Origin of the sequence: Aliidongia sp. (genome assembly GCF_035943795.1) — a bacterium.
Taxonomy (GTDB): domain Bacteria; phylum Pseudomonadota; class Alphaproteobacteria; order ATCC43930; family CGMCC-115725; genus Aliidongia.
Map to the genome: position 1 here is coordinate 1 of NZ_DASZBY010000090.1, position 26,370 is coordinate 26,370.

Annotated in this window: 42 protein-coding genes and 1 pseudogene; 36 read left to right on the top strand and 7 right to left on the bottom strand. The window is 65.5% G+C overall.

Going from position 1 to position 26,370, the window contains the following annotated elements; all coding sequences use genetic code 11:
* The 28 genes and pseudogenes from tuf to rplQ all read left to right on the top strand — a co-directional run.
* Positions 1–142: pseudogene (tuf, locus tag VGV37_RS16775) on the top strand (elongation factor Tu); the annotation flags it as partial.
* A 183-nt stretch (positions 143–325) separates the two neighbouring features.
* Entirely contained in the window at positions 326–634 is a 309-nt protein-coding gene (gene rpsJ / locus VGV37_RS16780) for a 30S ribosomal protein S10 (RefSeq protein ID WP_189048967.1), read from the top strand.
* Between the two features lie 2 nt (positions 635–636).
* A complete protein-coding gene (gene rplC, locus VGV37_RS16785) occupies positions 637–1,344 on the top strand; it encodes a 50S ribosomal protein L3 (protein ID WP_326880855.1) in 708 nt (235 codons plus the stop codon).
* A gap of 2 nt (positions 1,345–1,346) precedes the next feature.
* Positions 1,347–1,967 (top strand): 50S ribosomal protein L4, encoded by a 621-nt coding sequence (rplD, locus tag VGV37_RS16790; RefSeq protein WP_326880856.1) that lies wholly within the window; start codon positions 1,347–1,349, stop codon positions 1,965–1,967.
* Positions 1,964–2,296 carry a 50S ribosomal protein L23 gene (locus VGV37_RS16795; RefSeq protein ID WP_326880857.1) on the top strand — a complete coding sequence of 111 codons (333 nt, stop codon included), beginning with the start codon at positions 1,964–1,966 and terminating at the stop codon, positions 2,294–2,296. Before rplD ends, VGV37_RS16795 begins: the two co-directional genes overlap by 4 nt.
* A gap of 4 nt (positions 2,297–2,300) precedes the next feature.
* Positions 2,301–3,128 (top strand): 50S ribosomal protein L2, encoded by an 828-nt coding sequence (rplB, locus tag VGV37_RS16800; RefSeq protein WP_326880858.1) that lies wholly within the window; start codon positions 2,301–2,303, stop codon positions 3,126–3,128.
* A 12-nt stretch (positions 3,129–3,140) separates the two neighbouring features.
* Positions 3,141–3,419: a 30S ribosomal protein S19 gene (gene rpsS, locus VGV37_RS16805; RefSeq protein ID WP_326880859.1), complete on the top strand. Its 279-nt coding sequence runs from the start codon at positions 3,141–3,143 to the stop codon at positions 3,417–3,419.
* Positions 3,420–3,423: 4 nt separating this feature from the next.
* Entirely contained in the window at positions 3,424–3,807 is a 384-nt protein-coding gene (gene rplV, locus VGV37_RS16810; RefSeq protein WP_326880860.1) for a 50S ribosomal protein L22, read from the top strand.
* On the top strand, positions 3,807–4,541 hold the full coding sequence (gene rpsC, locus VGV37_RS16815; RefSeq protein WP_326880861.1) for a 30S ribosomal protein S3: 735 nt from the start codon (positions 3,807–3,809) through the stop codon (positions 4,539–4,541). Before rplV ends, rpsC begins: the two co-directional genes overlap by 1 nt.
* Before the next feature lie 79 nt (positions 4,542–4,620).
* Positions 4,621–5,040, top strand: coding sequence for a 50S ribosomal protein L16 (gene rplP / locus VGV37_RS16820; RefSeq protein WP_326880862.1), 420 nt, complete (start codon positions 4,621–4,623; stop codon positions 5,038–5,040).
* Position 5,041: 1 nt separating this feature from the next.
* Positions 5,042–5,248: a 50S ribosomal protein L29 gene (gene rpmC, locus VGV37_RS16825; protein ID WP_326880863.1), complete on the top strand. Its 207-nt coding sequence runs from the start codon at positions 5,042–5,044 to the stop codon at positions 5,246–5,248.
* A gap of 5 nt (positions 5,249–5,253) precedes the next feature.
* Positions 5,254–5,514 carry a 30S ribosomal protein S17 gene (gene rpsQ, locus VGV37_RS16830; protein ID WP_326880864.1) on the top strand — a complete coding sequence of 87 codons (261 nt, stop codon included), beginning with the start codon at positions 5,254–5,256 and terminating at the stop codon, positions 5,512–5,514.
* Between the two features lie 3 nt (positions 5,515–5,517).
* Entirely contained in the window at positions 5,518–5,886 is a 369-nt protein-coding gene (rplN, locus tag VGV37_RS16835) for a 50S ribosomal protein L14 (RefSeq protein ID WP_189048946.1), read from the top strand.
* 2 nt (positions 5,887–5,888) lie between these two features.
* A complete protein-coding gene (gene rplX / locus VGV37_RS16840) occupies positions 5,889–6,203 on the top strand; it encodes a 50S ribosomal protein L24 (protein WP_326880865.1) in 315 nt (104 codons plus the stop codon).
* Positions 6,204–6,211: 8 nt separating this feature from the next.
* Complete coding sequence (gene rplE, locus VGV37_RS16845) at positions 6,212–6,754, top strand: 50S ribosomal protein L5 (protein WP_326880866.1); 543 nt, start codon at positions 6,212–6,214, stop codon at positions 6,752–6,754.
* Positions 6,755–6,773: 19 nt separating this feature from the next.
* Entirely contained in the window at positions 6,774–7,079 is a 306-nt protein-coding gene (gene rpsN, locus VGV37_RS16850; RefSeq protein WP_326880867.1) for a 30S ribosomal protein S14, read from the top strand.
* Positions 7,080–7,092: 13 nt separating this feature from the next.
* Entirely contained in the window at positions 7,093–7,491 is a 399-nt protein-coding gene (gene rpsH / locus VGV37_RS16855; RefSeq protein ID WP_326880868.1) for a 30S ribosomal protein S8, read from the top strand.
* A 9-nt stretch (positions 7,492–7,500) separates the two neighbouring features.
* Complete coding sequence (rplF, locus tag VGV37_RS16860) at positions 7,501–8,034, top strand: 50S ribosomal protein L6 (protein ID WP_326880869.1); 534 nt, start codon at positions 7,501–7,503, stop codon at positions 8,032–8,034.
* An 11-nt stretch (positions 8,035–8,045) separates the two neighbouring features.
* Entirely contained in the window at positions 8,046–8,408 is a 363-nt protein-coding gene (gene rplR / locus VGV37_RS16865) for a 50S ribosomal protein L18 (RefSeq protein WP_326880870.1), read from the top strand.
* 21 nt (positions 8,409–8,429) lie between these two features.
* Positions 8,430–9,026 (top strand): 30S ribosomal protein S5, encoded by a 597-nt coding sequence (gene rpsE / locus VGV37_RS16870; protein WP_326880871.1) that lies wholly within the window; start codon positions 8,430–8,432, stop codon positions 9,024–9,026.
* 5 nt (positions 9,027–9,031) lie between these two features.
* On the top strand, positions 9,032–9,250 hold the full coding sequence (gene rpmD, locus VGV37_RS16875) for a 50S ribosomal protein L30 (RefSeq protein WP_326880872.1): 219 nt from the start codon (positions 9,032–9,034) through the stop codon (positions 9,248–9,250).
* A gap of 10 nt (positions 9,251–9,260) precedes the next feature.
* Entirely contained in the window at positions 9,261–9,758 is a 498-nt protein-coding gene (gene rplO, locus VGV37_RS16880) for a 50S ribosomal protein L15 (RefSeq protein WP_326880873.1), read from the top strand.
* 102 nt (positions 9,759–9,860) lie between these two features.
* The gene (gene secY / locus VGV37_RS16885; RefSeq protein ID WP_326880874.1) at positions 9,861–11,207 is read left to right on the top strand and encodes a preprotein translocase subunit SecY; all 1,347 of its coding nucleotides are present in this window, start codon (positions 9,861–9,863) and stop codon (positions 11,205–11,207) included.
* On the top strand, positions 11,204–11,854 hold the full coding sequence (locus tag VGV37_RS16890; RefSeq protein ID WP_326880875.1) for an adenylate kinase: 651 nt from the start codon (positions 11,204–11,206) through the stop codon (positions 11,852–11,854). Before secY ends, VGV37_RS16890 begins: the two co-directional genes overlap by 4 nt.
* Positions 11,855–11,973: 119 nt before the next feature.
* Positions 11,974–12,342 carry a 30S ribosomal protein S13 gene (gene rpsM, locus VGV37_RS16895; protein WP_326880876.1) on the top strand — a complete coding sequence of 123 codons (369 nt, stop codon included), beginning with the start codon at positions 11,974–11,976 and terminating at the stop codon, positions 12,340–12,342.
* Positions 12,343–12,360: 18 nt separating this feature from the next.
* Positions 12,361–12,759, top strand: a complete 399-nt coding sequence (gene rpsK, locus VGV37_RS16900; RefSeq protein ID WP_326880877.1) for a 30S ribosomal protein S11 — start codon at positions 12,361–12,363, stop codon at positions 12,757–12,759.
* 169 nt (positions 12,760–12,928) lie between these two features.
* On the top strand, positions 12,929–13,945 hold the full coding sequence (locus VGV37_RS16905; protein WP_326880878.1) for a DNA-directed RNA polymerase subunit alpha: 1,017 nt from the start codon (positions 12,929–12,931) through the stop codon (positions 13,943–13,945).
* 36 nt (positions 13,946–13,981) lie between these two features.
* Positions 13,982–14,398, top strand: a complete 417-nt coding sequence (gene rplQ / locus VGV37_RS16910; protein WP_326880879.1) for a 50S ribosomal protein L17 — start codon at positions 13,982–13,984, stop codon at positions 14,396–14,398.
* A 114-nt stretch (positions 14,399–14,512) separates the two neighbouring features.
* On the opposite strand, the gene VGV37_RS16915 is transcribed toward rplQ, so the two are convergent.
* Positions 14,513–15,277, bottom strand: coding sequence for a LytTR family DNA-binding domain-containing protein (locus VGV37_RS16915; RefSeq protein WP_326880880.1), 765 nt, complete (start codon positions 15,275–15,277; stop codon positions 14,513–14,515).
* A gap of 130 nt (positions 15,278–15,407) precedes the next feature.
* Between VGV37_RS16915 and VGV37_RS16920 the strand changes: the two genes are divergently transcribed.
* Entirely contained in the window at positions 15,408–16,034 is a 627-nt protein-coding gene (locus VGV37_RS16920; protein ID WP_326880881.1) for a DUF2306 domain-containing protein, read from the top strand.
* Here VGV37_RS16920 and VGV37_RS16925 read toward each other — a convergent pair.
* A complete protein-coding gene (locus tag VGV37_RS16925) occupies positions 16,019–17,239 on the bottom strand; it encodes a hypothetical protein (RefSeq protein ID WP_326880882.1) in 1,221 nt (406 codons plus the stop codon). The genes VGV37_RS16920 and VGV37_RS16925 overlap by 16 nt on opposite strands.
* A 177-nt stretch (positions 17,240–17,416) precedes the next feature.
* Here VGV37_RS16925 and VGV37_RS16930 point away from each other — a divergent pair, with 177 nt between their 5' ends.
* Both VGV37_RS16930 and VGV37_RS16935 read left to right on the top strand, forming a co-directional pair.
* Positions 17,417–17,854, top strand: a complete 438-nt coding sequence (locus tag VGV37_RS16930; RefSeq protein WP_326880883.1) for a septal ring lytic transglycosylase RlpA family protein — start codon at positions 17,417–17,419, stop codon at positions 17,852–17,854.
* Between the two features lie 102 nt (positions 17,855–17,956).
* On the top strand, positions 17,957–18,580 hold the full coding sequence (locus VGV37_RS16935) for a DUF7002 family protein (protein WP_326880884.1): 624 nt from the start codon (positions 17,957–17,959) through the stop codon (positions 18,578–18,580).
* Between the two features lie 12 nt (positions 18,581–18,592).
* Here the strand turns inward: VGV37_RS16935 and VGV37_RS16940 are convergent, their stop codons facing one another.
* On the bottom strand, positions 18,593–19,342 hold the full coding sequence (locus tag VGV37_RS16940) for a YkgJ family cysteine cluster protein (RefSeq protein ID WP_326880885.1): 750 nt from the start codon (positions 19,340–19,342) through the stop codon (positions 18,593–18,595).
* Between the two features lie 104 nt (positions 19,343–19,446).
* On the opposite strand from VGV37_RS16940, the gene VGV37_RS16945 reads away from it, so the two are divergent.
* Positions 19,447–19,800, top strand: a complete 354-nt coding sequence (locus tag VGV37_RS16945; protein ID WP_326880887.1) for a hypothetical protein — start codon at positions 19,447–19,449, stop codon at positions 19,798–19,800.
* Entirely contained in the window at positions 19,787–20,185 is a 399-nt protein-coding gene (locus VGV37_RS16950) for a hypothetical protein (RefSeq protein ID WP_326880888.1), read from the top strand. Before VGV37_RS16945 ends, VGV37_RS16950 begins: the two co-directional genes overlap by 14 nt.
* Positions 20,186–20,258: 73 nt before the next feature.
* Here VGV37_RS16950 and VGV37_RS16955 read toward each other — a convergent pair whose 3' ends face one another.
* The 4 genes from VGV37_RS16955 to VGV37_RS16970 all read right to left on the bottom strand — a co-directional run bounded on the left by VGV37_RS16955 (position 20,259) and on the right by VGV37_RS16970 (position 22,535).
* On the bottom strand, positions 20,259–20,519 hold the full coding sequence (locus tag VGV37_RS16955) for a hypothetical protein (protein WP_326880889.1): 261 nt from the start codon (positions 20,517–20,519) through the stop codon (positions 20,259–20,261).
* A gap of 59 nt (positions 20,520–20,578) precedes the next feature.
* Positions 20,579–21,442 (bottom strand): alpha/beta hydrolase, encoded by an 864-nt coding sequence (locus tag VGV37_RS16960; RefSeq protein ID WP_326880890.1) that lies wholly within the window; start codon positions 21,440–21,442, stop codon positions 20,579–20,581.
* Between the two features lie 3 nt (positions 21,443–21,445).
* A complete protein-coding gene (locus VGV37_RS16965; protein ID WP_326880891.1) occupies positions 21,446–21,598 on the bottom strand; it encodes a hypothetical protein in 153 nt (50 codons plus the stop codon).
* 106 nt (positions 21,599–21,704) lie between these two features.
* Positions 21,705–22,535: an AraC family transcriptional regulator gene (locus VGV37_RS16970; protein ID WP_326880892.1), complete on the bottom strand. Its 831-nt coding sequence runs from the start codon at positions 22,533–22,535 to the stop codon at positions 21,705–21,707.
* Between the two features lie 104 nt (positions 22,536–22,639).
* Between VGV37_RS16970 and VGV37_RS16975 the strand changes: the two genes are divergently transcribed.
* From VGV37_RS16975 to VGV37_RS16985, 3 genes are read left to right on the top strand one after another with little or no spacing between them, the layout of a single operon-like run.
* Entirely contained in the window at positions 22,640–24,016 is a 1,377-nt protein-coding gene (locus VGV37_RS16975; protein ID WP_326880893.1) for a trypsin-like peptidase domain-containing protein, read from the top strand.
* Between the two features lie 2 nt (positions 24,017–24,018).
* Positions 24,019–25,344 (top strand): replication-associated recombination protein A, encoded by a 1,326-nt coding sequence (locus VGV37_RS16980; RefSeq protein ID WP_326880894.1) that lies wholly within the window; start codon positions 24,019–24,021, stop codon positions 25,342–25,344.
* Entirely contained in the window at positions 25,341–26,348 is a 1,008-nt protein-coding gene (locus tag VGV37_RS16985; RefSeq protein WP_326880895.1) for an RluA family pseudouridine synthase, read from the top strand. The genes VGV37_RS16980 and VGV37_RS16985 overlap by 4 nt, the downstream gene beginning before the upstream one ends.
* The last annotated feature ends 22 nt before the right edge of the window (positions 26,349–26,370 follow it).

Genomic DNA, 26,370 nt, shown 5'->3' on the forward strand with positions numbered 1-26,370 from the left:
CGAGATGGTGATGCCGGGCGACAACGTGGCGATGGACGTCGAGCTGATCGCGCCGATCGCCATGGACGAAGGTCTGCGCTTCGCGATCCGTGAAGGCGGCCGCACCGTCGGTGCCGGCGTCGTCTCCTCGATCCAGAAGTAAGTACAAAAGAAAGACGGTTTCCGCTTCACGGCGAAAACGAAAAACAAAGGGTCCCGGCGACACCAACCTCCGAGTACCGGGGTGAACGTCGCCAAACGAAGGACAGGGATGGGGGCGGTGTTCTGATCATCGATCAGACGGCACCGACCCCCCGCTCCCAGAACTGAAACGGAAGTCTGTTTTATGGACAGTCAAAGCATTCGCATCCGCCTCCGGGCGTATGACCATCGCGTGCTCGACCAGTCGACCAGCGAGATCGTAAACACGGCGAAGCGCACCGGCGCCCGCGTCCGTGGCCCGATCCCGTTGCCGACGAAAATCGAGAAGTTCACGGTCAACCGCTCGCCGCACATCGATAAGAAGTCGCGCGAGCAGTTCGAAATCCGCACCCACAAGCGCGTGCTGGACATCGTTGACCCGACCCCGCAGACCGTGGACGCGCTGATGAAGCTCGACCTGGCCGCCGGCGTCGATGTTGAGATCAAGATCTGATCATGCGCACAGGTCTCCTCGCCCAGAAGCTGGGCATGACCCGCATTTTCACGGCAGACGGCAACCACGTCCCCGTGACCGTGCTCAAGGTCGATAACTGTCAGGTCGTGGCCGTTCGCACCGAGGACAAGGATGGCTACACCGCCGTCCAGCTCGGCGTCGGCAAGGCCAAGGTCAAGAACGTGCCGAAGGCCGAGCGCGAGCGTTTCGCCCAGGCCAAGGTCGAGCCGAAGAAGAAGCTGGTCGAATTCCGCGTCAGCGCGGACGCCCTGCTCGAAGTCGGCGTCGAGCTGTCGGTCGAGCATTTCCTCGACGGCCAGTTCGTCGACGTGACGGGTACGACGATCGGCAAGGGCTTCGCCGGCGTCATGAAGCGCCATAATTTCGGCGGTCTTCGTGCCACGCACGGCGTCTCGGTCTCGCACCGTTCGCACGGCTCCACCGGTCAGCGCCAGGATCCCGGCAAGGTCTTCAAGAACAAGAAGATGGCCGGCCACATGGGCAACGTCCGGGTGACTACGCAAAACCTGAAGGTCGTTTCGACCGATGCGGCGCGCGGCCTGATCCTGATCCTGGGCGCCGTCCCGGGCTCGGAAGGCGGCTATGTGCTGGTGAAGGATGCGGTGAAGCGCAAGGCGCCGGCCGATCTTCCGTTCCCCGCCGCGATCAAGGCTGCCGAGGCTTCGGCCGAAGCGGCGAAGGGCGAATGATCATGAAACTCGCAGTCAAGAACCTGGACAACCAGGATGTCGGCTCGATCGATCTGGCCGAAGAGGTCTTCGGGCTGGCGGTCCGCAAGGACCTGCTCGCGCGCATGGTGAACTATCAGCTCGCCAAGCGTCGCTCCGGCAACCACTCGACCAAGCTCATCGGCGACATCGCCGGCACGACCAAGAAGCCGCATGCCCAGAAGGGCACCGGCCGCGCCCGCCAGGGCAGCCTGCGTTCGCCGCAGTTCCGCGGCGGTGCGGTGATCTTCGGGCCGCTCGTTCGCAGCCATGCGTTCGATCTGCAGAAGAAGGTCCGCAAGCTGGCGCTGAAGACGGCGCTCTCGTCCAAGCAGGCCGAGGGCAAGCTGATCGTGCTCGACAAGGCGTCGATCGATACCCCCAAGACCAAGGTCCTGGTCGAGCGCTTCGAGAAGCTCGGCTGGTCGTCGGTCCTGATCATCGACGGCCCCGAGCTCGACGAGGGCTTCGCCCGCGCCGCCCGCAACATTCCGAAGGTCGACGTGCTGCCGCAGCAGGGCGCCAACGTCTACGACATCCTGCGTCGCGACGTGCTGGTGCTCACTCAGTCGGCCGTCGAGCATCTGGAGGCTCGCCTGAAATGAGCAGGTTTCGCGTGATCCCACACGCCGTGCCGAAGGTTTCGGCCGAGCGTCTCTACGATCTGGTCCGCTCCCCCGTCATCACCGAAAAGGCGACGATGGCCTCGGAGTACAACCAGGTCACCTTCCGCGTGCCGCTCGATGCGACCAAGCGGGAAATCAAGCTCGCGGTCGAGACCCTGTTCAAGGTCAAGGTCACGGCAGTCAACACGATCCGGACGCTCGGCAAGATCAAGCGCTTCCGTGGCCAGCTGGGTAAGCGCGGCGACGAGAAGAAGGCCATGGTCACTCTCGCCGAGGGTTCCAAGATCGACGTGACCACGGGAATCTGACGCCATGGCACTCAAGACTTTCAAGCCGACCACGCCGTCACAGCGGCAACTGGTCATCGTCGACCGCAGCGAGCTGTGGAAGGGCGAACCCGTCAAGGCGCTGACCGAGGGTCTGCGCCGGCATGGCGGCCGCAACAACACGGGCCGCATCACGATGCGGCACGTGGGTGGCGGTCATAAGCGTCGCTATCGTCTGGTCGACTTCAAGCGTCGCAAGTTCGACGTCACGGCGACCGTCGAGCGTCTCGAGTACGATCCCAATCGTACGGCCTTCATCGCGCTCATCAAGTACCAGGACGGCGAACTCGCCTACATCCTGGCGCCGCAGCGCATCAAGGTCGGCGACATGGTCGTCTCCGGCGAAAAGGTCGACGTGAAGCCCGGCAATGCGATGCCGATGAAGAACATGCCGATCGGCACCATCATCCACAATGTGGAGATGAAGCCGGGCAAGGGTGGCCAGATGGCACGTTCCGCCGGCACCTACGCCCAGCTCGTCGGTCGCGATGCCGGTTACGCGCTGCTGCGTCTCGCCTCGGGCGAAGTGCGCATGGTGCGGGCCGAATGCATGGCCACCGTCGGCGCCGTGTCCAACCCGGACCAGAAGAACATCGTCGTCGCCAAGGCCGGCCGCTCGCGCTGGCTCGGCATTCGCCCGTCGGTTCGCGGCGTCGCCATGAACCCGGTCGACCATCCGCATGGCGGTGGTGAAGGCAAGACCTCCGGCGGCCGTCATCCGGTCACCCCGTGGGGCAAGCCGACCAAGGGCAAGAAGACGCGCCATAACAAGTCGACTGACGGTCTTATCGTCCGTCGTCGCAACGTCAAGTAACGGAGACCCGCTGTGGCACGTTCCGTTTGGAAGGGTCCGTTCATCGACGGCTACCTGCTGAAGAAGGCAGAGAAGTCGCGGTCCTCGACCCGCAATGAGATCATCAAGACCTGGTCGCGCCGTTCGACCATCTTCCCGCAGTTCGTGGGTCTGACGTTCGGTGTGTATAACGGGCATAAGTTCATCCCCGTGCTGGTGACCGAGAACATGGTCGGTCACAAGCTCGGCGAGTTTGCGCCCACGCGGACCTTCTACGGCCATGCGGCCGACAAGAAGGCGAAGAGGGGCTAACGAGATGAGCAAGCCACAAGCACCGCGCAAGGTCGAGGAAGTGGAGGCGTTGGCGTTCGCCAAGGCCATCCGCATCAGCCCGCGCAAGCTGAACCTGGTCGCGCAGACCATTCGCGGCAAGAACGCGAGTGCAGCGCTCGCCGAACTCACCTTCTCGCGCCGGCGCATCGCGCAGGACGTCAAGAAGGTGCTGCAGTCGGCGATCGCCAACGCTGAAAACAATCACCAGCTCGATGTGGATCGTCTCTACGTCAAGGAGGCGCACGTCGGACGTGCGCTGGTGATGAAGCGCTTCGTTGCCCGCGGCCGCGGTCGCGCTGCGCAGATTCAGAAGTTCTTCAGCAATCTCACGGTCATCGTCCGCGAGCGGGACGAGGAGCAGGCGTAATGGGTCAGAAGATCAATCCGATCGGGCTTCGGCTCGGCATCAATCGGACCTGGGACAGCCGCTGGTTCGCCCGCAAGGAATACGGCCAGATGCTTCATGAGGACCTGCGCCTGCGCAAGTACCTCATGACCCGCCTCAACCAGGCGGGCATCAGCCGTGTGGTGATCGAGCGTGCCGCCAAGAAGGCGCGCGTCACGATCCACACGGCACGTCCGGGCGTGGTCATCGGCAAGAAGGGCGCGGATATCGAGAAGCTGCGCCTCGAAGTCGGCAAGATGACGGGCAGCGAAGTCAGCCTGAACATCGTCGAGATCCGCAAGCCGGAACTCGATGCCAAGCTGATCGCCGAGGGCATCGCCCAGCAGCTCGAGCGTCGCGTCGCCTTCCGCCGTGCCATGAAGCGTGCGGTCCAGTCCGCCATGCGCCTCGGCGCCGGCGGGATCCGGATCAACTGCTCGGGTCGCCTGGGTGGTGCCGAAATCGCCCGCATGGAGTGGTATCGCGAAGGTCGCGTTCCGCTGCACACGCTCCGCGCGGACGTCGACTACGGGGTCGGCACGGCCAAGACCACGTACGGCACCTGCGGCGTCAAGGTTTGGGTGTTCAAGGGCGAGATCATCGCCCACGACCCGATGGCGTCGGAACGTAAGGCCGAAGCCGCCGCCGGCGAACCGCGCTCCGAGCGGGGCGATCGCGATCATCGCGACCGTCATCCGCGCGGCGATCGCGCCTAGTTTTCTGGTCCATGAGGTTTGAGCGGGGCCGGGTTGCCCGGTTACCGCTTGAATGATTTGTTAAAGAGGTCGATGACCCATGCTTAGTCCGAAGCGGACCAAGTACCGGAAGGCGTTCAAGGGACGCATTCACGGTTTGGCAAAAGGCGGTACGGCGCTGAATTTCGGTGCGTACGGCATGAAGGCGGTTGAACCGGGCCGGGTAACGGCACGTCAGATCGAAGCGGCGCGACGTGCGATCAGCCGGCATATCCGCCGCGTTGGTCGTGTCTGGATCCGTATTTTCCCGGATGTCCCGGTTTCGTCGAAGCCTGCCGAAGTCCGTATGGGCAGCGGCAAGGGCACGCCGGAGTTCTGGGTCGCCCGGGTGAAGCCGGGTCGCATCATGTTCGAGCTGGATGGCGTGCCGGCGGATACCGCGCGCGAGGCGTTCATCCTCGCGGCCGCGAAGCTCCCCATCGGCGTCCGCTTCGTCCAGCGTCTGGGCGAGGAGGCTTGAGATGAAGGCAAGTGACGTTCGGGCCAAGTCGGCCGACGAACTGAAGACCGAGTTGCTGGGTCTGAAGAAGGAGCAGTTCAATCTGCGCTTCCAGAAGGCCTCGGGGCAGCTCGAGAACACCGCGCGCGTGTTCACGGTCCGCCGTGACATCGCGCGGATCAAGACCATCCTGGCGGAGCGTGCAGCTCAGCCGGGCCGGGTGGAGTAGAGGACATGCCGAAGCGCATTCTGCAGGGCCTGGTGGTGAGCGACAAGCAGGACAAGACCGTCGTGGTCCGGGTCGAGCGTCGCGTCATGCATCCGGTCTACAAGAAGTTCATCACGCGGTCGAAGAAGTACGCCGCGCATGATGAGCAGAACACTTTCAAGATCGGCGACGTGGTTCGCATCGAAGAATGCCGACCGATCTCGAAGAACAAGTGCTGGGTCGTGCTGGCGGATACCGCCGCAACGCCGACTCAGGCTGGAGTGTAAAACATGATTCAGATGCAAACCAACCTGGACGTGGCCGACAACTCTGGGGCCCGCCGGGTGCAGTGCATCAAGGTGCTGGGTGGCTCCCATCGTCGGACCGCGACCGTCGGCGACATCATCGTCGTCTCGATCAAGGAAGCCATTCCGCGCGGCAAGGTGAAGAAGGGCGATGTGCATCGCGCCGTCATCGTGCGCACGGCCAAAGAGATTCGCCGCGTGGATGGCAGCGCCATTCGCTTCGACCGCAACGCCGCGGTCCTCATCAACAAGCAGGGCGAGCCGATCGGCACCCGTATTTTCGGGCCCGTGACGCGCGAACTTCGCGCCAAGAAGTTCATGAAGATCGTCTCGCTCGCGCCGGAGGTGCTCTGACCATGGCGGTGAAGATCAAGAAGGGCGACAAGGTCGTCGTCATCTCCGGGTCGGACAAGGGCAAGACCGGCGAGGTCCTGCGCTCGATCCCCACCGAGAACCGCGTGGTCGTCCAGGGCGTGAACCTGGTGAAGCGCCACACGCGCGCTTCGGCCACCAGCCAGGGCGGCATCATCGAGAAGGAGGCAACCATCCACGTCTCCAACGTCGCGCATGTCGATCCCAAGGACAACAAGCCGACCCGCGTCGGTTTCAAGCTCGTCGATGATCGCAAGGTCCGCATTGCCAAGCGGTCCGGCGAACAGCTCGACCGGTGAGGTGAGAGATGGCTGTCCGTTTTCAAGAAATCTACGAGTCGAAGGTCCGCGCCGCCCTTGTCGCCGAGTTCGGTTACAAGAACGCGATGGAAGTGCCCCGCATCGACAAGATCGTCATCAACATCGGCGTCGGCGAGGCCGTCCAGGACTCCAAGAAGGTCGATGCCGCCGTTCGTGACCTGACGCTCATCGCCGGCCAGAAGCCGGTCGTGACCAAGGCCAAGAAGTCCATCGCCACGTTCAAGCTGCGCGAGAACATGCCGATCGGCTGCAAGGTGACGCTCCGTCGCAAGCAGATGTACGAATTCCTCGACCGTCTGATCACCATCGCCCTGCCGCGCGTCCGCGATTTCCGCGGCGTCAACGGCAAGAGCTTCGATGGCAACGGCAACTATGCGCTGGGCCTCAAGGAACAGCTCGTGTTTCCCGAGATCGATTACGACAAGGTCGACGCCATGCGCGGCATGGACATCGTGATCTGCACCACGGCGAAGACCGATGAGGAAGCCAAGGCGCTTCTCAAGGGCTTCCAAATGCCGTTCGTGAACTGAGCGGCGAGGAACTCGACAGATGGCTAAGACTAGCTCCGTCAAAAAGAACCAGAAGCGCCAGAAGCTGGCCGACCGGTTCGCTGCCAAGCGTGCGCGGCTGAAGACGATCATCATGGACCGTGATGGCTCGCCGGAAGACCGCTTCGTGGCTCAGCTCAAGCTCGCCGCCCTGCCGCGCAACAGCGCCCAGGTCCGCGTGCGCAATCGCTGCGAATTGTCAGGCCGCCCGCGCGCCTACTACCGCAAATTCAAGCTTTCGCGCATTGCGTTGCGCGAACTCGCCTCGGCCGGCCAGATTCCTGGCATGGTCAAGTCGAGCTGGTAAGGGAGACTGGGTTATGACCATGAGCGATCCCCTGGGGGATATGCTGACCCGCATCCGCAACGGCCAGCGGGCGCGTTCGTCCAGCGTTAAGTCACCGGCCTCCCGGACCCGTGCGAACGTGCTCGAAGTACTGCGTCGCGAGGGCTACATCCGCGGCTTCAGCAAGGCCGACGTTCGTCCCGGCATCGCCGAGTTCGTCATCGAGCTGAAGTATCTGGACGGCGAGCCGGTCATCAAGGAAATCAACCGCGTGTCCAAGCCGGGCCGTCGGGTGTATTCCAAGATCGCCGAGTTGCCGAAGGTCTACAACGGCCTCGGCATCGCCATCCTGTCGACGCCGCGGGGCGTGATGTCTGATAACGAGGCCCGCGCTGCCAATGTCGGCGGCGAAGTCCTCTGCCGCGTGTTCTGAGGAAGCATCATGTCGCGCATCGGCAAATATCCCGTCCCTGTGCCGGCCGGAGTCGAGGTCACGATCGTTGACCAGCTCCTGACCGCCAAGGGCAAACTCGGCACCCTCAGCTTCCCCATCGCGGAGGAAATCTCCGCGGCGCTGGAAGACGGCAAGGTCGTGGTCACCCCCGTTCATGACACCAAGCGTGCGCGCACGCTGTGGGGCACGACACGGGCTCTCATCAACAACCTGGTGACTGGCGTCTCGGCCGGTTTCAGCGTCAACCTCGAGATCAACGGCGTCGGTTATCGCGCCGCGGTCAACGGCAAGGTGCTGAACCTTCAGCTCGGCTACAGCCACGACATCGACTTTCCGATCCCGGATGACGTCAAGATCTCTTGCGAGAAGCCGACGTCGATCACCGTACACGGCGCCGACAAGCAGCGCGTCGGTGCGGTTGCCGCGAAGATTCGGTCGTTCCGGAAGCCCGAGCCCTACAAGGGTAAGGGCGTCAAGTACGCGACCGAAACCATCCGCCGCAAGGAAGGCAAGAAGAAGTAAGGATTGGCGCCATGCTGAACACAAAATCCCTATTTCTGCGCCGGCAACAGCGGGTGCGGAATCGTTTGCGGGCTGTCTCGGGCGGTCGCCTGCGTCTCTCCGTGTTTCGTTCGTCCAAGCACATCTATGCGCAGGTGATCGACGACGCGAAGGGGGAAACCCTGGTTGCGGCTTCGAGCATCGACAAGACGCTCAAGGACGGGCTCAAGACCGGCGCGGATATCGCGGCGGCGGTGGCGGTCGGCAAGTTGCTGGCCACCCGTGCGTCGGAAAAGGGCATCACCACGGTGGTGTTCGATCGCGGCGGTTATCTGTTCCATGGCAGGGTCAAGGCCCTCGCCGATGCGGCCCGCGAAGGCGGGCTGTCGTTCTAAAGAAGGGCCGGGACGAACAAAATGGCACGTACACCAGGCGAAGGCCGCTCCGGCGGCCGGGGTCGCAGCGAATCCGATCGGCAGCCGCGCGATCGTGAGGAGAGCGAACTCGTCGAAAAGTTGGTTGGCATCAATCGCGTTGCCAAGGTCGTCAAGGGCGGCCGGCGCTTCGGTTTCGCGGCGATCGTGATCGTCGGCGACAGCAAGGGCCGCGTCGGTCATGGCACCGGCAAGGCGCGCGAAGTGCCGGAAGCGATCCGCAAGGCGACCGAGGCCGCCCGCAAGGCGATGGTCCGCGTTCCGCTGCGCGAAGGCCGCACGCTGCATCATGACATGACGGGCCATTATGGTGCCGGCAAGGTCGTGGTGCGCGCCGCACCGCAGGGTACCGGCATCATCGCCGGCGGCCCGATGCGCGCGATCTTCGAGGCTTTGGGCGTTCAGGACGTCGTGGCCAAGTCGGTCGGCACGTCCAACCCCCACAACATGATCAAGGCAGCCTTCGATGCGCTCGCCGGGGCGACGAACCCCCGTGCGGTCGCCGCCCGTCGTGGCAAGAAGGTCTCGGATCTGGTCGGCGGCAGCCGTGGCCAGGCCGAAGCCGCGGCTCGGGAGTGATCCTGATGGCGAAGAAGGCTGAAACTGAGGCGGTCGCCGAGAAGAAGACCGTCATCGTGACGCAGATCGGTTCGCCGATCGGCCGTCAGAAGGACCAGGAGGCCACGTTGAAGGGCCTCGGTCTCAACAAGCTCAACCGGACCCGCGTGCTCGAGGACACTCCCTCGGTGCGCGGCATGCTGACGAAGGTGCACCATCTGGTGCGCGTCGAAGCCGGCGAGTAAGGTAGGCATCATGACCAAGCTCAACGAGATCTCGGACAATCCGGGAGCGAACTACAAGTTCAAGCGCGTCGGTCGCGGCATCGGCTCCGGCAAGGGCAAGACCTCGGGCCGCGGCGGCAAGGGCCAGACCGCGCGTTCGGGCGTCGCAATCAACGGCTTCGAAGGCGGCCAGACCCCGCTGCATCGTCGTCTGCCCAAGCGCGGCTTCAACAACATTCATCGCCTGAACTACCAGGTGATCAATGTGGGCCGGCTGCAGGCCGCCGTCGAGGCGGGCAAGATCGCCAAGGGTGACACCGTCACCCCGGACAGCCTGATCGCGCTCGGCATGCTCGCCAAGCTCGAAGACGGCGTGCGTCTGCTGGCCAAGGGCACGCTCACCACCGCGCTCACGATCGAGTGCGCCGGCGCGTCCGAAGCGGCGGTCAAGGCGGTCGAGGCCGCTGGCGGCAAGGTCATCGTCAAGGTCAACGGCAAGCTTGTCGAGACCGAGGCGACGGCTGGCTAAAGCTCTCATGCGGCGGGGTGGGTGATCATCGCCCGCCCCGCCATCATGTCTATACCGTCGCTCGTCTCACCCGACGATTCCTGCCCCCAAGGAACCGCTTGAATGGCGTCTGCCGCCGAACAACTCGCCGCGAACATCAATTTTGGGGCCTTCGCCAAGGCGACCGAACTGAAGCAGCGGATCTGGTTCACGCTGCTTGCCCTCCTGGTCTATCGACTGGGTACCTACATCCCCATTCCGGGTATCGATCCCCAGGCGCTCGCTCAGATCTTCCAGCAGAGCGCCGGCGGCATCCTCGGTATCTTCGACATGTTCTCGGGCGGCGCGCTCGGCCGCATGTCGATCCTCGCCCTCAACATCACGCCCTATATCTCGGCCTCGATCATCGTCCAACTGCTGACCGCCGTGTCGCCCAGCATGGAAGCGATGAAGAAGGAAGGCGAATCGGGGCGGAAGAAGCTCAATCAGTACACCCGCTACGGCACGGTCGTGCTGGCGATCGTCCAGGCTTACGGCATCTCGGTCGGGCTCGAGGCGATGCGGGCCGGCGCCACCACGGCGGTCATGGATCCTGGCCTGGCGTTCCGCCTGGTCACGATGGTGACGCTGGTCGGCGGCACGATCTTCCTGATGTGGCTGGGCGAACAGATCACTGCGCGCGGCGTCGGCAACGGCACCTCGCTCATCATCTTCGCCGGCATCGTGGCCAATCTGCCGCATGCCCTGGCCGCCACGCTCGAACTCGGGCGGACAGGCGCCATCTCGACGCCGGTCATCCTGCTGTTCATCGTCATGGCGATCGGCGTCATCGCGTTCATCGTGTTCATGGAGCGCGCCCAGCGCCGCATCCTGGTGCAATATCCCAAACGCCAGATGGGCACCAAGATGTTCGGCGGGGAATCGTCCCATCTGCCGCTCAAGATCAATACCTCGGGTGTGATCCCGCCGATCTTCGCATCCTCGCTCCTGCTGCTGCCGGCGACCGTCGCGGGCTTCCAGTCGGCGTCGGGTGCCACGGGCTGGCTGGCCACGATCGCGGGCTATGTCGGCCACGGCAAGCCGGCGTACATGGTCCTCTATGTCGCGCTCATCGTCTTCTTTTCGTTCTTCTATACGGCCGTGGTGTTCAATCCGGCCGAGACGGCGGACAATCTGAAGAAGTACGGCGGCTTCATCCCGGGCATCCGTCCGGGCAAGAACACGGCGGACTATCTCGACTATGTGCTGACGCGCCTCACGGTGCTGGGTGCGGCCTACCTGTCGATCGTCTGCATCCTGCCCGAGATCCTGATCTCGGAATATTCCGTGCCGTTCTATTTCGGCGGCACCAGCCTGCTCATCGTGGTCAGCGTGACCATGGACACGGTCGCCCAGATCCACTCGCATCTGCTGGCGCACCAATACGAGGGACTCATCAAGAAGTCCAAGCTGCGCGGGAGGCGCGGATGAACATCATCCTCCTGGGTCCGCCCGGGGCAGGAAAGGGAACGCAGGCCGAACGTCTCGTCGAGTCGCGGGGCTTGGTCCAATTGTCGACCGGCGACATGCTCCGCGCCGCCGCCAGGACCGACACGGAAATCGGTCATCGGGTCAAGAAGATCATGGAGTTGGGGCAACTCGTCTCCGATGATGTGATGGTGGAGATGATCCACGAGCGCATCCTCGAGCCCGACTGCAAGAACGGCTTCATTCTCGATGGCTTCCCACGGACGGTCGTTCAGGCCGAAGCGCTGGACGTCATGCTGCGCAAGCAGGGCATGAAGCTCGACATGGTCATCGAGATGGCTGTGCAGGAGGCGGCGCTGGTCGAACGCATCGTAGGACGCTTCGCCTGCGCCAAGTGCAAGCACGGCTACCACGACAAGTTCCTGCCGACGAAGGTCCCGGGCGTGTGCGACGTGTGCGGTTCCACGGAATTCACCCGTCGCGCCGACGACAAGGCCGAGACGGTCCATGCACGCATGGAGGCCTATCGGGCCCAGACCATGCCGATTCTGCCTTATTACGAGGGGCACGGCATCCTGAGGCGCGTCAATGGCATGGCTGATATCGATGTCGTGACTCAAGAAATTGAGGCACAGCTTAGCAAACGGTGATGGGTCGCGGCCGCAAACGCGGTTGACTTGTCAATGAAAATTCATACACTGCGCGGCTCAATCAATCTGCCCCATGGCTGAGTGATCGCACAGTATTCTATCTTCGAGGAGTCGACGGCGTGGCACGTATTGCTGGCGTCAACATACCGAACCAAAAGCGTGTCGCCATCGGCCTCACCTATATCCATGGTATCGGGCGCGGAACGGCGGAACAGATTTGCGGCAAGGTCGGGATCCCGGCCGAGCGCCGCGTTCACGAGCTCACCGACGACGAGGTGCTGCGCATTCGTGAGCTCATCGACCGGGAATATACGGTCGAGGGCGATCTGCGCCGTGTCGTTTCGATGAACATCAAGCGACTGATGGACCTGGGCTGCTATCGCGGCCTGCGCCATCGCAAGGGCCTGCCCGTTCGCGGTCAGCGCACCCATACCAATGCCCGCACCCGCAAGGGTCCTGCCCGGCCCATCGCCGGCAAGAAGAAGTAAGCGGGTCGGAAGGACATCATGGCCAAAGCTGCAGCCGGCACTCCGCGCATTCGTCGCCGCGAACGGAAGAACATCACTTCCGGCGTGGCGCATGTGAATGCGTCGTTCAACAACACGGTCGTGACGATCACCGACGCGCAGGGCAACACCATCGCCTGGTCGTCGTCGGGCACGCAGGGCTTCAAGGGTTCGCGCAAGTCGACGCCGTACGCAGCCCAGATGGCTGCCGAAGATGCCGGCCGCAAGGCCATGGAGCATGGCATGCGGACGCTCGAAGTCGAAGTGAAGGGTCCGGGTTCGGGCCGCGAGTCGGCGCTGCGCGCGCTGCAGGCGGTCGGTTTCGCGGTGACCTCGATCCGCGACGTCACGTCGATCCCGCACAACGGCTGCCGGCCGCCGAAGCGCCGCCGGGTCTGAGCGTCAGTTCGGCGGCGTCGGGAATTTCCCTCGCGCGGCTGGAAGAAGTTCGGTCGATGGACCGCCGGCGGCGTAAAGCTGCGGCGGTCCGTCCCTTTCAATCGTCCGCCTGTCGATATCCAGGATTTCCGATATCGAAAAGCGGCACGTTCGGCATGAGGTTTCACTCGTGATTCAGAAAAACTGGCAAACCCTGATCAAGCCGAAGCAGCTCCAAGTCGAGCCGGGCGACGATGCCGCCCGCGTCGCGACCGTGGTCGCCGAACCCCTGGAGCGCGGCTTCGGCCTGACGCTCGGGAACGCGCTGCGCCGGGTTCTGCTGTCGTCCTTGCAGGGTGCGGCCGTGACTTCGGTGCAGATCGAGGGCGTGCTCCACGAGTTCTCGTCGGTCCCCGGCGTGCTTGAGGACGTCACCGACATCGTGCTCAACATCAAGGGCCTCGGCCTGCGCATGGGCGGCGACGGTCCGAAGCGGATGCGCCTGCGCGCAACCGGCCCGGGCGAAGTCCGCGCCAGCCAGATCGAGACCGGCCATGACATCGAGGTCATGAACCCCGACCTGGTGATCTGCACGCTCGACCAGGGCGCCAAGATCGTCATGGAATTCACGGTCGAGACCGGCAAGGGCTACGTGGCCGCCACGCTGAACCGCCCCGAGGATGCGCCGATCGGCCTCATCCCCGTGGACGCGTTGTTCAGTCCGGTGCGCAAGGTCAGCTACAAGGTCGAGAACACGCGCGTCGGTCAGGTCACGGACTACGACCGTCTGGCGATGCAGCTCGAGACCAACGGCGCCGTCACGCCCGAGGATGCGGTGGCGCTCGCCGCCCGGATCCTGCAGGACCAGCTGCAGCTGTTCATCAACTTCGACGAGCCGCGCCTGGCGACCGAAGAGAGCCGGCCGGCAGAGCTGCCGTTCAACAAGAACCTGCTCCGCAAGGTCGACGAGCTCGAGCTGTCGGTCCGTTCGGCCAACTGCCTGAAGAACGACAACATCGTCTACATCGGGGATCTGGTTCAGAAGACCGAGGCGGAGATGCTGCGCACGCCGAATTTCGGCCGCAAGTCGCTGAACGAGATCAAGGAAGTTCTGAGCCACATGGGCCTCCATCTTGGTATGGAAATCCCGAACTGGCCGCCCGAGAACATCGAAGAATTGGCCAAGCGGCTCGAAGAGCCGTACTGAGACATTACGGCCCGCTAGGCCGCGAGGGAGTTAGTTATGCGTCACGGAATGAGCGGTCGTAAGTTCAGCCGCACCTCATCGCACCGCAAGGCCATGTTCGAGAACATGGCGGCGGCGCTGTTGAAGCACGAGCAGATCACCACGACCCTGCCGAAGGCGAAGGACCTGCGTCCGATCGTCGAGAAGCTGATCACGCTCGGCAAGCGCGGGGGCCTGCATTGCCGGCGCCAGGCGCTGTCGATGCTCCAGGACACGACGGTCACCGAGAAGCTCTTCTCGGCGATCGCCGAGCGCTACAAGGAGCGCCAGGGCGGCTACATCCGCATCGTCCGGGCGGGCTTCCGCTATGGCGACAGCGCGCCGATGGCCGTCATCGAGCTGGTCGATCGCGATCCGGCCGCCAAGGGCCTGGATTCGGGCCCGGTCGCCGAGACCGAGGCCGAAGCCGCCTGATTTTCGACGAGGGCGCCCGCGTCCTCTCGGAAATTCGAAAGACTTGACGTCAGGCCCGGGTGCATCAGCGCTCGGGCCTTTCGTCGTTCGGGCAACGATGCCCGCGGCCGCCGTTCAGAACCAGCCTGCGGCCTTGAGCGCGGGAGCGTGCGTCCTGCTGACCGGCGCCACCAGGCCGCCGGCCAATCCGGCTTCGCCCACGCCGCGCCGCCAGCGGACCGTCTCGATCGCATCGGCGGCGATCCACCAGGACCGATGGGTGCGAAAGCCATGGGCGCCGGCCAACTCGGCCAAGGCATCGGCGAAACGCAACGTCACCAGTTCCGAGCCGGCGTCGGTATGGACGCGCAGGTAATGGTCGTAGGCCTCGACCGCGATCAGCCGCGCCGCGCGCCGCCTGGCCGACAGCCGGCTGCGGAACGCAGCTTCCGCTTCCGGTAGAGGCAGCGCCACGACGGTGCGGGTCTCGATCACCGTCCGCGGCATGCGCCATGTCAGCGCCCGGAACGCCATCACCGCGACCGAGACGACGAACACCTGCCACAGCAAGCCGAAGAAGCCGGGCGAACGGACCCATTCCTTGGCGACCAAATCGCCGACCATCATGACGAACAGGGTGACGAGCGGGCTCATCAACAGGCTGCTCAAAGCCAACCGCAGCCAGAACGAGCGGGTCCGGCTCGTCAGCATCCCATCGATCACCACGCCGATCGCGCCGCCGCCAACGATGCACAGCACCCAATAGACGAAGCGGATGTCGGCCGGGATGGCGTCGGTGCCATAGGGGCCGATGACACCCATGAACAGGCCCGCAATGCCCAGCAGCGCCAACTCCGCGGCCGCTCGTCGCCAGACGGGTCGAAGGTCGAAACGCCTCATCCTATCGTCGGCCGGCCGGTCGTTTCACGGCCGGTTCCATTCGCGAAGGAACTGCACCGCTCGCGGGGTTGCCGTGGCGCGGGACCGCGGCAACCGGCACCTTCGGCGCGACATCTGGGGGATGAACGACATGAACCGTCGCGTGATCTGGAGCCTTTGGGGATTGGCCGCCGTGCTGAGCGCCGGCGTGGCGATCTTCTCATATCGATACCTGCTGCGGGTCGGCCCGCTTTCGCCCGACATCCTGGCCAATCTGTATCATCGCCCCTGGCTCGACGTCCATGTGGCGGGCGCCGCGACCGCGCTGCTGGTCGGGCCGTTCCAATTCCTGGCGCGGCTGCGTACGCGGCACCGGCTGCTGCACCGCCGCCTTGGGCGGCTTTATGTCGTGGGATGCCTGGCCGGCGGCGTGGGCGGCTTCGTCATGGCCTTCGGCTCGACGGCCGGGCCGATCGCGACCGTCGGCTTCGCCAGCCTGGCGGCGACCTGGATCTGGGCCAATGTCCAGGCCTGGCGCCTGGCTGTCGCCCGCCGCTTCGACGCACATCGTGCCTGGATGATCCGGTCCTTCGCCATGACCTTCGCCGCCGTGATGCTGCGCCTCTACCTGCCGCTGTTCCCGCTGCTGGGCGTCTCGTTCGTCGACGGCTACCGGGCCGTCTCGTTCCTCAGTTGGGTCCCAAACCTCATCCTGGTCGAGCTCTACCTGCGCGGCGCCTTCGCGCGGCGACCGATCCTGGTTCAGGCGGCGGAATAGTCCTGGGCGCCTGACCGGCGCAGATGGCGTTTCTCCTCTGCCGTCACTGGGATCGGAGCGATGCTCGCGTTCCATCCTGCCTGAAGCAACGCCGTCAGATTGGCGTAGGCAATCAGCGCCGACGGGGTGCCGCAGGCCCGGGTGACCGACCAAAGCGCGCTTTGATCGAGCATCCAATGTCGCCCGCTCCGCAACATGCGCCCGAGATAGCGCGTCAACAGCGTCAGGAAATGCCGGGCCGCAGGGCTTGCGGCCAGATGGACGGCGACGGCCGAGCAGCGCAGGGGCGGGAAGGGACTGCCGGTTTCGAACAAGGCGACATCGAACGGGCTCGCCGCGTTCGTGATGGTGACGATCGGTTGCAGGAACGTGATGTCGATATCCGTTAGCAGGAGCGGCATTCGGTAGTGCGCGATCAATGCCGGTGCCATCAGGAAACGGGCACAGGCGCAATAGACGGGGAATGCTCCGTCGATGCCGGCGACTTGCCGGCTGACGTGCAGCCGCGGCTCTTCCCGCGCCAATTCGCTCAAAAGCGCATCCGTTTCGCCGTCGGGAGCGACCACATGAAGATGCAGCAGCATGTTCGGCGCGGCCGTCTCCTGGAACGAGCGCACGAAGGCGCGCGAGAAGCGTTTGGCATAGCCGGCGTCGGCGGCGGCAACCACGACCCGTTCGCCGCCCAAAACGCGAACCGGCTCAAGCATGACCGGCGGCGGCGTTTCCGGTTCCTGGAGTGCCAGAATCTCGGCGGCCAAGCCAAGCTGCTCCGCCTGATTGACGATTTGCGGATAGTTGCGGCGTTGAAATTCCATATCGCGCGTTACGAAATCCTTGATCGCAGGCACGATCTGGAACGCGCGTCTGATCAACTCGACCGCCCGATCGGATTCCTCGCGGGCGGCGGCGATCCAGCCCTGCAGCATCAGCGTCACAGGCGTGAAGATATGGTTTGTCGGGATTTGGGCCGTGAACGCCTCCACGGCATCGACCTGCCCCATGAGCAGCAGGCGTCCGAGGCCGTCGAACGTCAGGCTCATCCCGTCGCCGGCGACCTGGTGTCGTTGCTCGAGCACGTGAAGCACCTGAGCGTGCCGGCCGAATTCGACGAGGATGGCCAGCAGATCGAACCATCGTTGCAAGTCAGCCGGTGATTGCTGGACCGTCTCGAGAGCGCGCTGGATTCGTTCGTCCGGGGAGTTCATCGAAGAAGGCTCTCTTCCAGGCCCCCCAATCCTGGATTGAGCGGGCGTTAGCCTCCCTCATACACAGTATAGTTGTCTGTGGCGATATTTTCAGCGGGAGGTCGTGACTCGGCCACGAAGTGCGGATGGCGCCGTCGGCGCGCTTCGGAACCTTCCCGACGACAGAGCGTCTGTCGAATGCTGGCCTGGGAGGTTGTCGATATGCGGATGCATCTGTCGTTGCTCATCGCCGTGGCTTTGAGCGTTACCCTCGTGTCGGGCGCCGACGCGGCCCAGCACCATCGCAACCGGACCCATGCCGCGCATGCGAGCCACAAGCAAAAGGGCAGGATCTCCTATTACACCCCGAAGCTCGCCGGTAGGAAAATGGCGAATGGAGAGGCGTTCCGGCCCGAGTCGAATGCGGCGGCGAGCAAGGTGTTGCCGCTCGGCACGAAGGCGAAGGTCACCAACCTGGAAAACGGCAAGAGCGAGACGGTCGAGATCAAGGATCGCGGCCCGACCACGCCCGGCCGGGTGATGGACGTCAGTCCCGCGACCGCGAAAAAGCTCGACATGAAAAAGGATGGTACGGTGCCGGCCGAGATCACGCCGATTGCCGAACCGAAACCCTGAGCGGCCGGATCGCCGCAGCCCATCGACAGCGGTTCCGCTGCGGCCCGCCGAACCTTTCTGTCGCCGGAAGAACGTCCTCTGCCAGGGATCGAGCCTCAGACCATGCCGGAGCTTCCGATCGAGGCGTTCCATTTCGTCGATGCGGTGAACTGGGCGTCGGTTGAAACCGAAGGCCTGCATAGCACCGACACGCTGCTGCGGATGGCGGCATTCCCGCCGGACGTCGTCGCGGCGGCGCGGAACTGGCGGTCGGCCGGCTTGCTGCTGCCGAACGGGCGGTACATCCGCGATCAGCGGCCGATGCCCGCGGCGGCGCTGGGACCCAGCCTCGACGACGGGCTGGCCCCGGCGGACTGGTACGAGTTGTTGAATACCTGCGTGTTCTTCTGGCTTTCCGCAGACCGGGCGGCCAATCATCGTCGCGCGCTCCGTCATCGTCCTCAGATGCTGATCCGTCTCGATGCGCGGCGGCTGGCGGCCGCCTATGCCGATATCGCCTGTGTCAGTCCGTTCAATCTGGGCAACGCCCGCCGGCAGCCCGCCCGGCGCGGGCTGCGCAGCCTCGTTCCTGTCGATGTGTGGCAGAAGACGGCTTGGCAGACCGAGCGACCGCCGCCGACGGCGATGCGGTCGCCCAGCCATAAACCGGCGGAACTCGTCCTCAGAGGGAGCGTGCCGGATTTCCTGCGCTACGTGACCGCGATCGAGGCGTTGCCGGCGTACTGACGGCGGCTTCCCTCAGCTTTCTTCCGTTTCCGCCTGATAGCTCGCGGCCGTCGGCAATACGGCCTCGCCGGCCAGCCAGCGGCGCTCGGCATCGGGATCGGCCCAGGCGGCGAGCAGCGCGGCGGTCAGTTCCAGCGACTGGCGCGGCGCGCCGGCATCCTCGAAGGCGTAGCTGCGGGTGTGGGAGACCACGTTCGTCAGCATGTTGGCAGCCGTCGGCTGCGGCACGTCCCGGCCGACGCCGTCATGTACCGCCTCGCACCGGCCGAGGTCGAGCGACAGGTAGCCCTGGCACGGCGTCGGCCGTGCGGCATGGCCAAGGCATGCCATGGTCTGCGGATCCTGAACGGGGCAGGCGATGCGCAGGCGATGGCGCGCGAGTGGTTCCAGGCCATGGCCGCGTGCGTCGGCCGCTGCGGCCCGCGCCTTGATCGCGGCGACCGTCTCGGCCGGCTGGGTCCGTTCCAGATAATCCACGAGGGCGAAGGTCTCGTCCGGCGTCACGTCGATGGTCAGGGTGCAGCAGACGCCGCAGCCCTTGGCGCAGGCGACCCGGGTGCCGGCCTGTTCCAGCGCCGGAAACACCGGGGCCATCTCGTGGTCGAGGATCGCGATCCGTTCCTGGGCCATGGCTGCCGATAGACCCGGGCGCAGGCCATGGCGCTGGATCACCGTTTCGAGCCGGGCCTTGGCCCGTTCATAGACGCCGAGCAGGAATTGCTGGGCCTCTTCGGGCAGGTCGGCGGTCTTGGTTCCGGTCATGCGTTGCTCATCCGGTCATTCCCCGCCGGTCAACAGGCGCCCGCCACGCTAGGGCAGGTGTCCCGGGAGTATGACCGAAATCGCGCCTTGAAGGCATCGCAAGCGTGAGCGCGAACTTCCTTTGCCACAGCGCGCGTGTCGGCGCGTTCCGCGCATCCGTTGACAAGAAAATGTTATCTTGGTACATAGATAACATGAAGACCATCGATCGCGTTCAGACGGGCGTGCGGCTCGAGCGCCGCATGCTGAAGGTCCTGAAGGGCCTTGCCGAGTATCTGGATCTATCGCTGGGTGATCTGATCGAGGGCATCGTGCTCCATGCTTTCGATGCGAAGCTGCCATTCCCGGAAGCCACGTTGCGCCAGATCGAGGCGTTGAAATCGATCTACGGGTTGGAGCTCTCCGCGGCAGATGCCCATCGGCTGGTCGAAGGGGCGGGCAGCGATGACATTGCCTGATGATGGCGGGTCGGCGATCGCGCTCTTTCGCGCTGGCGCGCTCGATCCCGCCGGCTTCCGCCACCGCGATCACGTGCGGGTCGCCTTCGAAATGCTGCGCCGGTCGCCCTTCCTGGAAGTGGCACCAGTCTATGCCGATGGCCTGCGGGAACTGGCTGCCCGCGCGGGCCGGCCCGGCGCCTACCACGAGACCATCACCATAGGGTTCCTGGCGCTGGTCGGCGAACGACTTGCCGCGGGCAGCGACGAGGATTTCGCGCAGTTCGAGCGGCGCAATCCCGACCTGTTCGACAAAGCCGTGCTGCGACGCTGGTACAGTGCCGAGCGTCTGGGTTCCGTCGCTGCCCGCCGGACCTTCCTGCTGCCGGAGCCGCGATGGACATGAGCCTTGTCGACGCCGCCCGGGCCTATCGGCTCCTCTTCGTCGCCGTCATCGTATGCTGAATGCAGCCGGCCGCTCAGCTCGCCAGTCCGGCGGTGAAGCCGATCGCCTCCATGAGCACCGCCAGCCCGGCGAACGCTACGAAGAGGCCGCTCATCAGCCAGGTCTCGATCTGGTCGATGGTCGATGGTGTCGGCCGGGTCGGCGGCGACCAGGGCCGGATCACGGGTCGCGGCACGGGCCGCGGGCGCACGAGGCGCCGCCGGGCTGTGCTGGAGCGAAGGCTGCTCGATCGGCGCGGGACGGGAGGTGCGAATTTCAGGGCTATGTCGTTCATGGTCGTCTTCCTCAAGCCTTTGGGGGGAGCCGAGACCTGGTGGCAGGTCTCGGGCCTGCTTAACCGGCGGTCCAGAAGGCGCGGAGTTCCTGGTTGAACTCGGTCGCCCGTTCCTCCGGAAAGAAAATCCGCGCGCCGTCCAGCTCGACGCGCCGCCGGGTTCCGGGGATGGTTTCGGCAAGCCAGCGCGACCAGCGGACGTCGAAATAGAGGTCGTCCGTACCCCAGACGATCAGCGTCGGCGCCGTCAGCCGCCGCAGCTTCGCCTCGATGGCCACGGTGTGCCGACAGTCCCAGGTCGCGAGGAAGCGTTGCAGGTCCTGTGTCCGCTGCTCGGTCTTCACCAACGGGCGCAGGTAGGTCTCGATGGTCTCGTCGCTCACCTGTTCGGGATGTTCGTAGGCCGGCCCGAGCGCGCCCGGCGAGCGATAGAGGCTCTTGTCGGCCAGCATCGCCTCGAGGGTTGCGTGAAGACCGCCGCCGGCCGCCATCGCCAGGAACGGTTTGAACGCTTCCGGCGGCCAATTGTCGTGCACGTCGCAATCGGTCAACGTCAGGCTGCGCACGCGCGACGGGTTGTTGGCCGCGAAGATCTGCGCGATGCCGCCGCCGCTGTCGTTGCCGACCAAGTCGACCGCGTCGATCCCGAGCGCATCGAGAAACTCGCCGAGCATCTTCGCGTTGGCGGTCACCGATACGTCCTGGTCCGGTGCCACCTCGGTATCGCCGTGGGTCATCAGGTCGATGGCGATGCAGCGGCGCAGATCGGCAAGGCCCGCCAGCTGGTGTCGCCACAGGTGGCCGTTCAGCAGCACGCCATGGACGAACAGCGCCACCGGCCCCGTTCCCGTTTCGCGATAGCCGATGCGGCCGGAGGGCGTATCGACGCTATGCTTCGTTGCGGCCGGATGATGGACGGGCATGGCTCAGCCCTCCCGGCCGGTCGTGGAGGCATGGGCCTCCTTCAGTGCCACCGCGCACTCATCGCAGCAGACTTCCACGGTCCGGCCGCCAACGGTCACCCGGGTGATGCCAGCCTCCAGCGGGCAGTCGCAGGCCGAACAGGTTTTCTGGGTCATGGTTCCAATCTCCGTCTCCGCCCGACGTCCGGGCGAAGAGGAAGAAATCATTCCGGCGGGGCCGGCCGCTGTCGGAATCTTTAGCGATCTGCCGGCCCGAAACGGGTCAGCGCAAGGCGGCCGAGCGCTGGAATTCCGCCGGCGTGCGGCCGTAGGCCTGCTTGAAAGCCGCGCTGAAATGGCTGTGGCTCGAGAAGCCCAGATCGAGCCCGAGTGCGGTCAGATCGTCGTAGCGGCCGAGCAGGTCGAGGGCGCGCGCCAGCCGCAGCCGCAGTTGGTAGCGATAGAGCGGCACCGCCTCGACCTCCTGGAACACCTGGGTCAGGTAGACGGGCGACACGCCGACCTCGACGGCGATCTCGGCCAGCGTCCAGCGGCGCGCCAGGTCCGAGGACAGCACCAGCTTGGCCCGGTCGACCAGCTTCTGCCGTCCGACGCTGGCCCCTGCCGCATGCGAGGTCCGTTCGCCCAGCGCGCGCCGGACCAGGGTCAGTGCCAGGGTTTCGGCTTCCAGGGTTTCGACGGCCTTGCGGCGCAGGCTGTGCCGCAGCAACGCGACCAGGACCTGGGCACGCGGATCGATGCGCCGGCGCTGTCGCAGGAATGCGACGGTGCCGCCGTCGCGCAGCTGCTCCTTCGGCGCCAGTTCGCGCAGGATGGGTTCGCTGACCGATAGCGACAGGCACGCGTCGCCGCCATCGACCGGATGGCTGATCCGGTACTCTTCCGCCTGGTTGAAGACCAGCAGCTGGTTGGCTTCGGCCACCGCGTCGCTGCGGCCCAGATGGCGCACGAAGACGCCGCGATAGGGGAACACCAGAGCGGTCGCCTGGGCGCATTCCTCGGCGCTCTTGTGCCGGCAACCGCCGACGCAAACGAAATCCCTGACCGTGAGGGTATCCGTATCGAGCAGCGGATCGATCGAGGAGTCGGTCATCGGCTTTCCTGGTCCGGGCGGCAAATGTCCGCGCGGTGATGCGGGCAGGGCAGCCGTGCCGTGCTGGTGCTGCGCGCGGACATTGCCTAGATTGGTCGCCAGCCATGATACGCCCGTCGTTCGTCCTCGTCCTGCTCTTCGTGTTTCCGGTCGCGGCACCGGCGGCCGACTCGCGTGCCGTGCCGGCGGCGGCGGCGCAGGTCGTGCTGTCCTATGCCCCGGTCGTGCGCAAGGCGGCGCCGGCCGTGGTCAATGTCTATACCCGTGCCTCGACGGACGCCGGTGCGGCGGCGGCGGTGCGGCGCGATCCGGCCTACCGCCGGTTCTTCGCCCCCGGCGAGGACCGGCTCGGCCATTCGCTGGGTTCTGGCGTGATCGTCGATCCCAACGGCACGATCGTCACCAACCAGCATGTGGTCGAGGATGCCGGATCGATCGTCATCGTGCTGTCGGACCGCAGGGAATTCCCGGCCGAGCTGGTCCGCGGCGACGACCGGACCGACCTGGCCGTGCTCAAGATCAATACCGGCGGCGAGTTGCTGCCGTTCCTGGCGCTCAAGGATTCCGACGAGCTCGAGGTCGGCGACATCGTGCTCGCGATCGGCAATCCGTTCGGCGTCGGCCAGACGGTCACGTCCGGTATCGTCTCGGCCCTCGGCCGCTCGGTCGACGGCATCAACGACTATCGCTCGTTCATCCAGACCGATGCGGCGATCAATCCAGGCAATTCCGGCGGGGCGCTGGTCAGCCTGGACGGCCGGCTCGCCGGCATCAACACCGCACTCTATTCCGAGGGCGGCGGTTCGGTCGGCATCGGCTTCGCCATCCCCAGCGACCTGGTGCGCGCCGTCCTCACGCCCAGCGAAGGTGTCGGCCACCGCATCGTGCGGCCGTGGCTCGGCGCCACCGGCCATACCGTGACGGCGGGTACGGCGCGCCGGCTGGGCCTCAGTCATCCCTCGGGCATGCAGATCGAGAATATCGTCCCGCTCGGTCCGGCGGCCGAAGCCGGCATTCAACCGGGCGATGTCATTCTGTCGATCGACGGCAAGCCGGTCGCCGACGAGGACGGCCTGCGGTTCCGCTTCGCGACCTTGCCGGTCGGTGCCACCGCCAAGCTGGGCATCTGGCGCGGCGGCGAGGCGCTCGATCTCGACATCCGTTTGTTGGCACCGCCGGAGACGCCGCCGCGCAAGGTCACCCAGCTGCGCGCCGGGCCGTTCCAGGGCATCACGGTCGCTAACCTGTCGCCGGCCCTGGCCGACGAACTGCGCACCGACGAGGTGGCGGGGGTCATCGTGCTGGACGTGCCGCGCGGCGGGCCGCACCTGCGCCTGTTCGTCGGCGACGAGCTGCTCGATCTCAACGGCCAGGCGATCGCCGACGTCGGCCAGCTCCAGTCATTGCTGCCGCGGCTCTCGGCACCTTGGCGGGCGACGGTCCGGCGTGACGGCCGCACCGTGCATCTGGCAGGCAGCTGAGCGTGGCGCCCACCCTGTTCGAAGCCCAGGCGCCCCGGCCGCTCGCCGACCGCCTGCGGCCGCAGACGCTCGCGGACGTGGTCGGCCAGGATCATCTGCTGGCGCCGACCGCGCCGATCGGCCGGATGGTCGCCGCCCACCGCCTGGCCTCCATGGTGCTGTGGGGGCCGCCCGGCTGCGGCAAGACGACGATCGCGCGGCTGCTGGCCGACCAGACTGACCTGGAGTTCGAGCCGCTGTCGGCCGTGTTCTCCGGCGTGGCGGACCTGCGCAAGATCTTCGAGACGGCGAAGCGGCGGCGCGAGGCCGGACGCGGCACCTTGCTGTTCATCGACGAGATCCATCGCTTCAACCGGGCCCAGCAGGACAGTTTCCTGCCCTATGTCGAGGACGGCACGGTCGTGCTGATCGGCGCCACGACCGAGAACCCGTCGTTCGAGCTGAACGGCGCGCTGCTGTCGCGCGCCCAGGTCTTCATCCTGAAGCGCCTGGATCAGGCGGCGCTCGACATCCTGGTCGCCCGAGCCGAGGCGATGGTCGGCCACGCCCTGCCGCTGGATGAGGACGCGCGCCATGCGCTGCTCGCCATGGCCGACGGCGACGGTCGATATCTGCTGAATCTGGCCGAGGAAGTGGCGCTGCTGCCGGCCGATACGGCGCCGCTCGATCCGAAGCGGCTGGCCTCCCAGGTCCAGCATCGCGCGCCGCTCTACGATAAGGCGCAAGAGAGCCATTACAACCTGATCTCGGCCTTGCACAAGTCGCTGCGCGGGTCCGATCCGGATGCCGCACTCTATTGGTTCGCCCGCATGCTGACCGGCGGCGAAGACCCGCTCTATGTCGTCCGCCGGCTGGTGCGCTTCGCCAGCGAGGACATCGGCATGGCCGATCCCAACGCGCTCGTGCAGGCGATGATGGCCTGGGATGCGTACGAGCGGCTGGGTTCGCCCGAGGGGGAGCTGGCTATTGCGCAGTGCGTCGTGTATCTGGGCACCGCACCAAAGTCGGTCGCCGTCTACAAGGCGCAAGGGGCGGCGATGCGGGCAGCCAAGAAGACCGGCTCGTTGATGCCGCCGATGCATATCCTGAACGCGCCGACCAAGATGATGCGCGAGCATGGTTACGGCGCCGGCTATGCCTATGATCCGGACACGGAAGACGGCTTTTCCGGCCAGAATTATTTCCCCGACGGCATGGCCCGCGAGGAATTCTATCACCCGGTCGACCGCGGCTTCGAGCGGGATATCCGCAAGCGGCTCGACTATTGGGACAAGCTGCGCCGACGCAAGGCCGGCGAAGGTCCCGCGACAGGAGAAGACGAGCGATGAGCGGTGTACGCCTCATCCAGGTGTCGGACGAAGATTCGGACATCAGGCTCGACCGCTGGTTCAAGCGGCAATACCCGGGCCTGAGCCACATCCGGCTCGAAAAGCTGCTGCGCACCGGCCAGGTGCGCGTCGATGGCGGCCGCGTCAAGGCGGCGACCCGGCTGGCTGCCGGCTCGACCGTGCGCATTCCGCCGCTCGATGAATGGGCAGAGGCGCCGCTTCCGCCGGACGATCGCCAGAAGCCGGGCCCGAAGCCGCCGAGCGAAGCCGAGAACGAGAAGCTGCGCCAGATGGTGCTGTATCGCGACAAGGACGTGATCGCGATCAACAAGCCCCACGGCCTGGCCGTGCAGGGCGGCACCAACATGACCAAGCATGTCGACGGCATGCTGGACGCGCTGATGTTCGATTCGAAGGAACGCCCGCGCCTGGTCCACCGGCTGGACAAGGACACGAGCGGCGTGCTGCTGTTGGCGCGCTCCGCCAAGGCTGCCGCATGGCTGGCCGAGGCCTTCCGCGAGAAGACGGCGCGCAAGACCTATTGGGCCGTCGTCGCCGGCGTGCCGCGGCCCCACCGCGGCAAGATCGACCTGCCGGTCGGCAAGGGCGTCGATGGCGCGCGCGAAAAGATGGTCGCCGACGAGGACGAGGGCCGCTGGGCCGTGACTTATTATGCGGTGGTCGAGCAGGCCGCGCAGAAGGTCGCCTGGCTGGCCCTGATGCCGATCACCGGCCGCACCCACCAGCTGCGCGTCCATTGCGCCGAGATCGGCTCGCCGATCCTGGGCGACGGCAAGTACGGTGGCGACAAGGCCGTGCTCGACGGCATCGACCATTCGCGCAAGCTGCACCTGCATGCCCGCTCGATCCGGCTGAACCGCCCGGACGGCGGCGTGCTGGAGGTGACGGCGCCGCTGCCGGCCCACATGCAGACGACCTGGAAGTTCTTCGGCTTCGACGCGAAGCCCGACAGCGATCCGTTCCTCGAGCTCGACCTGGATTGAGCGTGATCCGGCAATCCCGTCT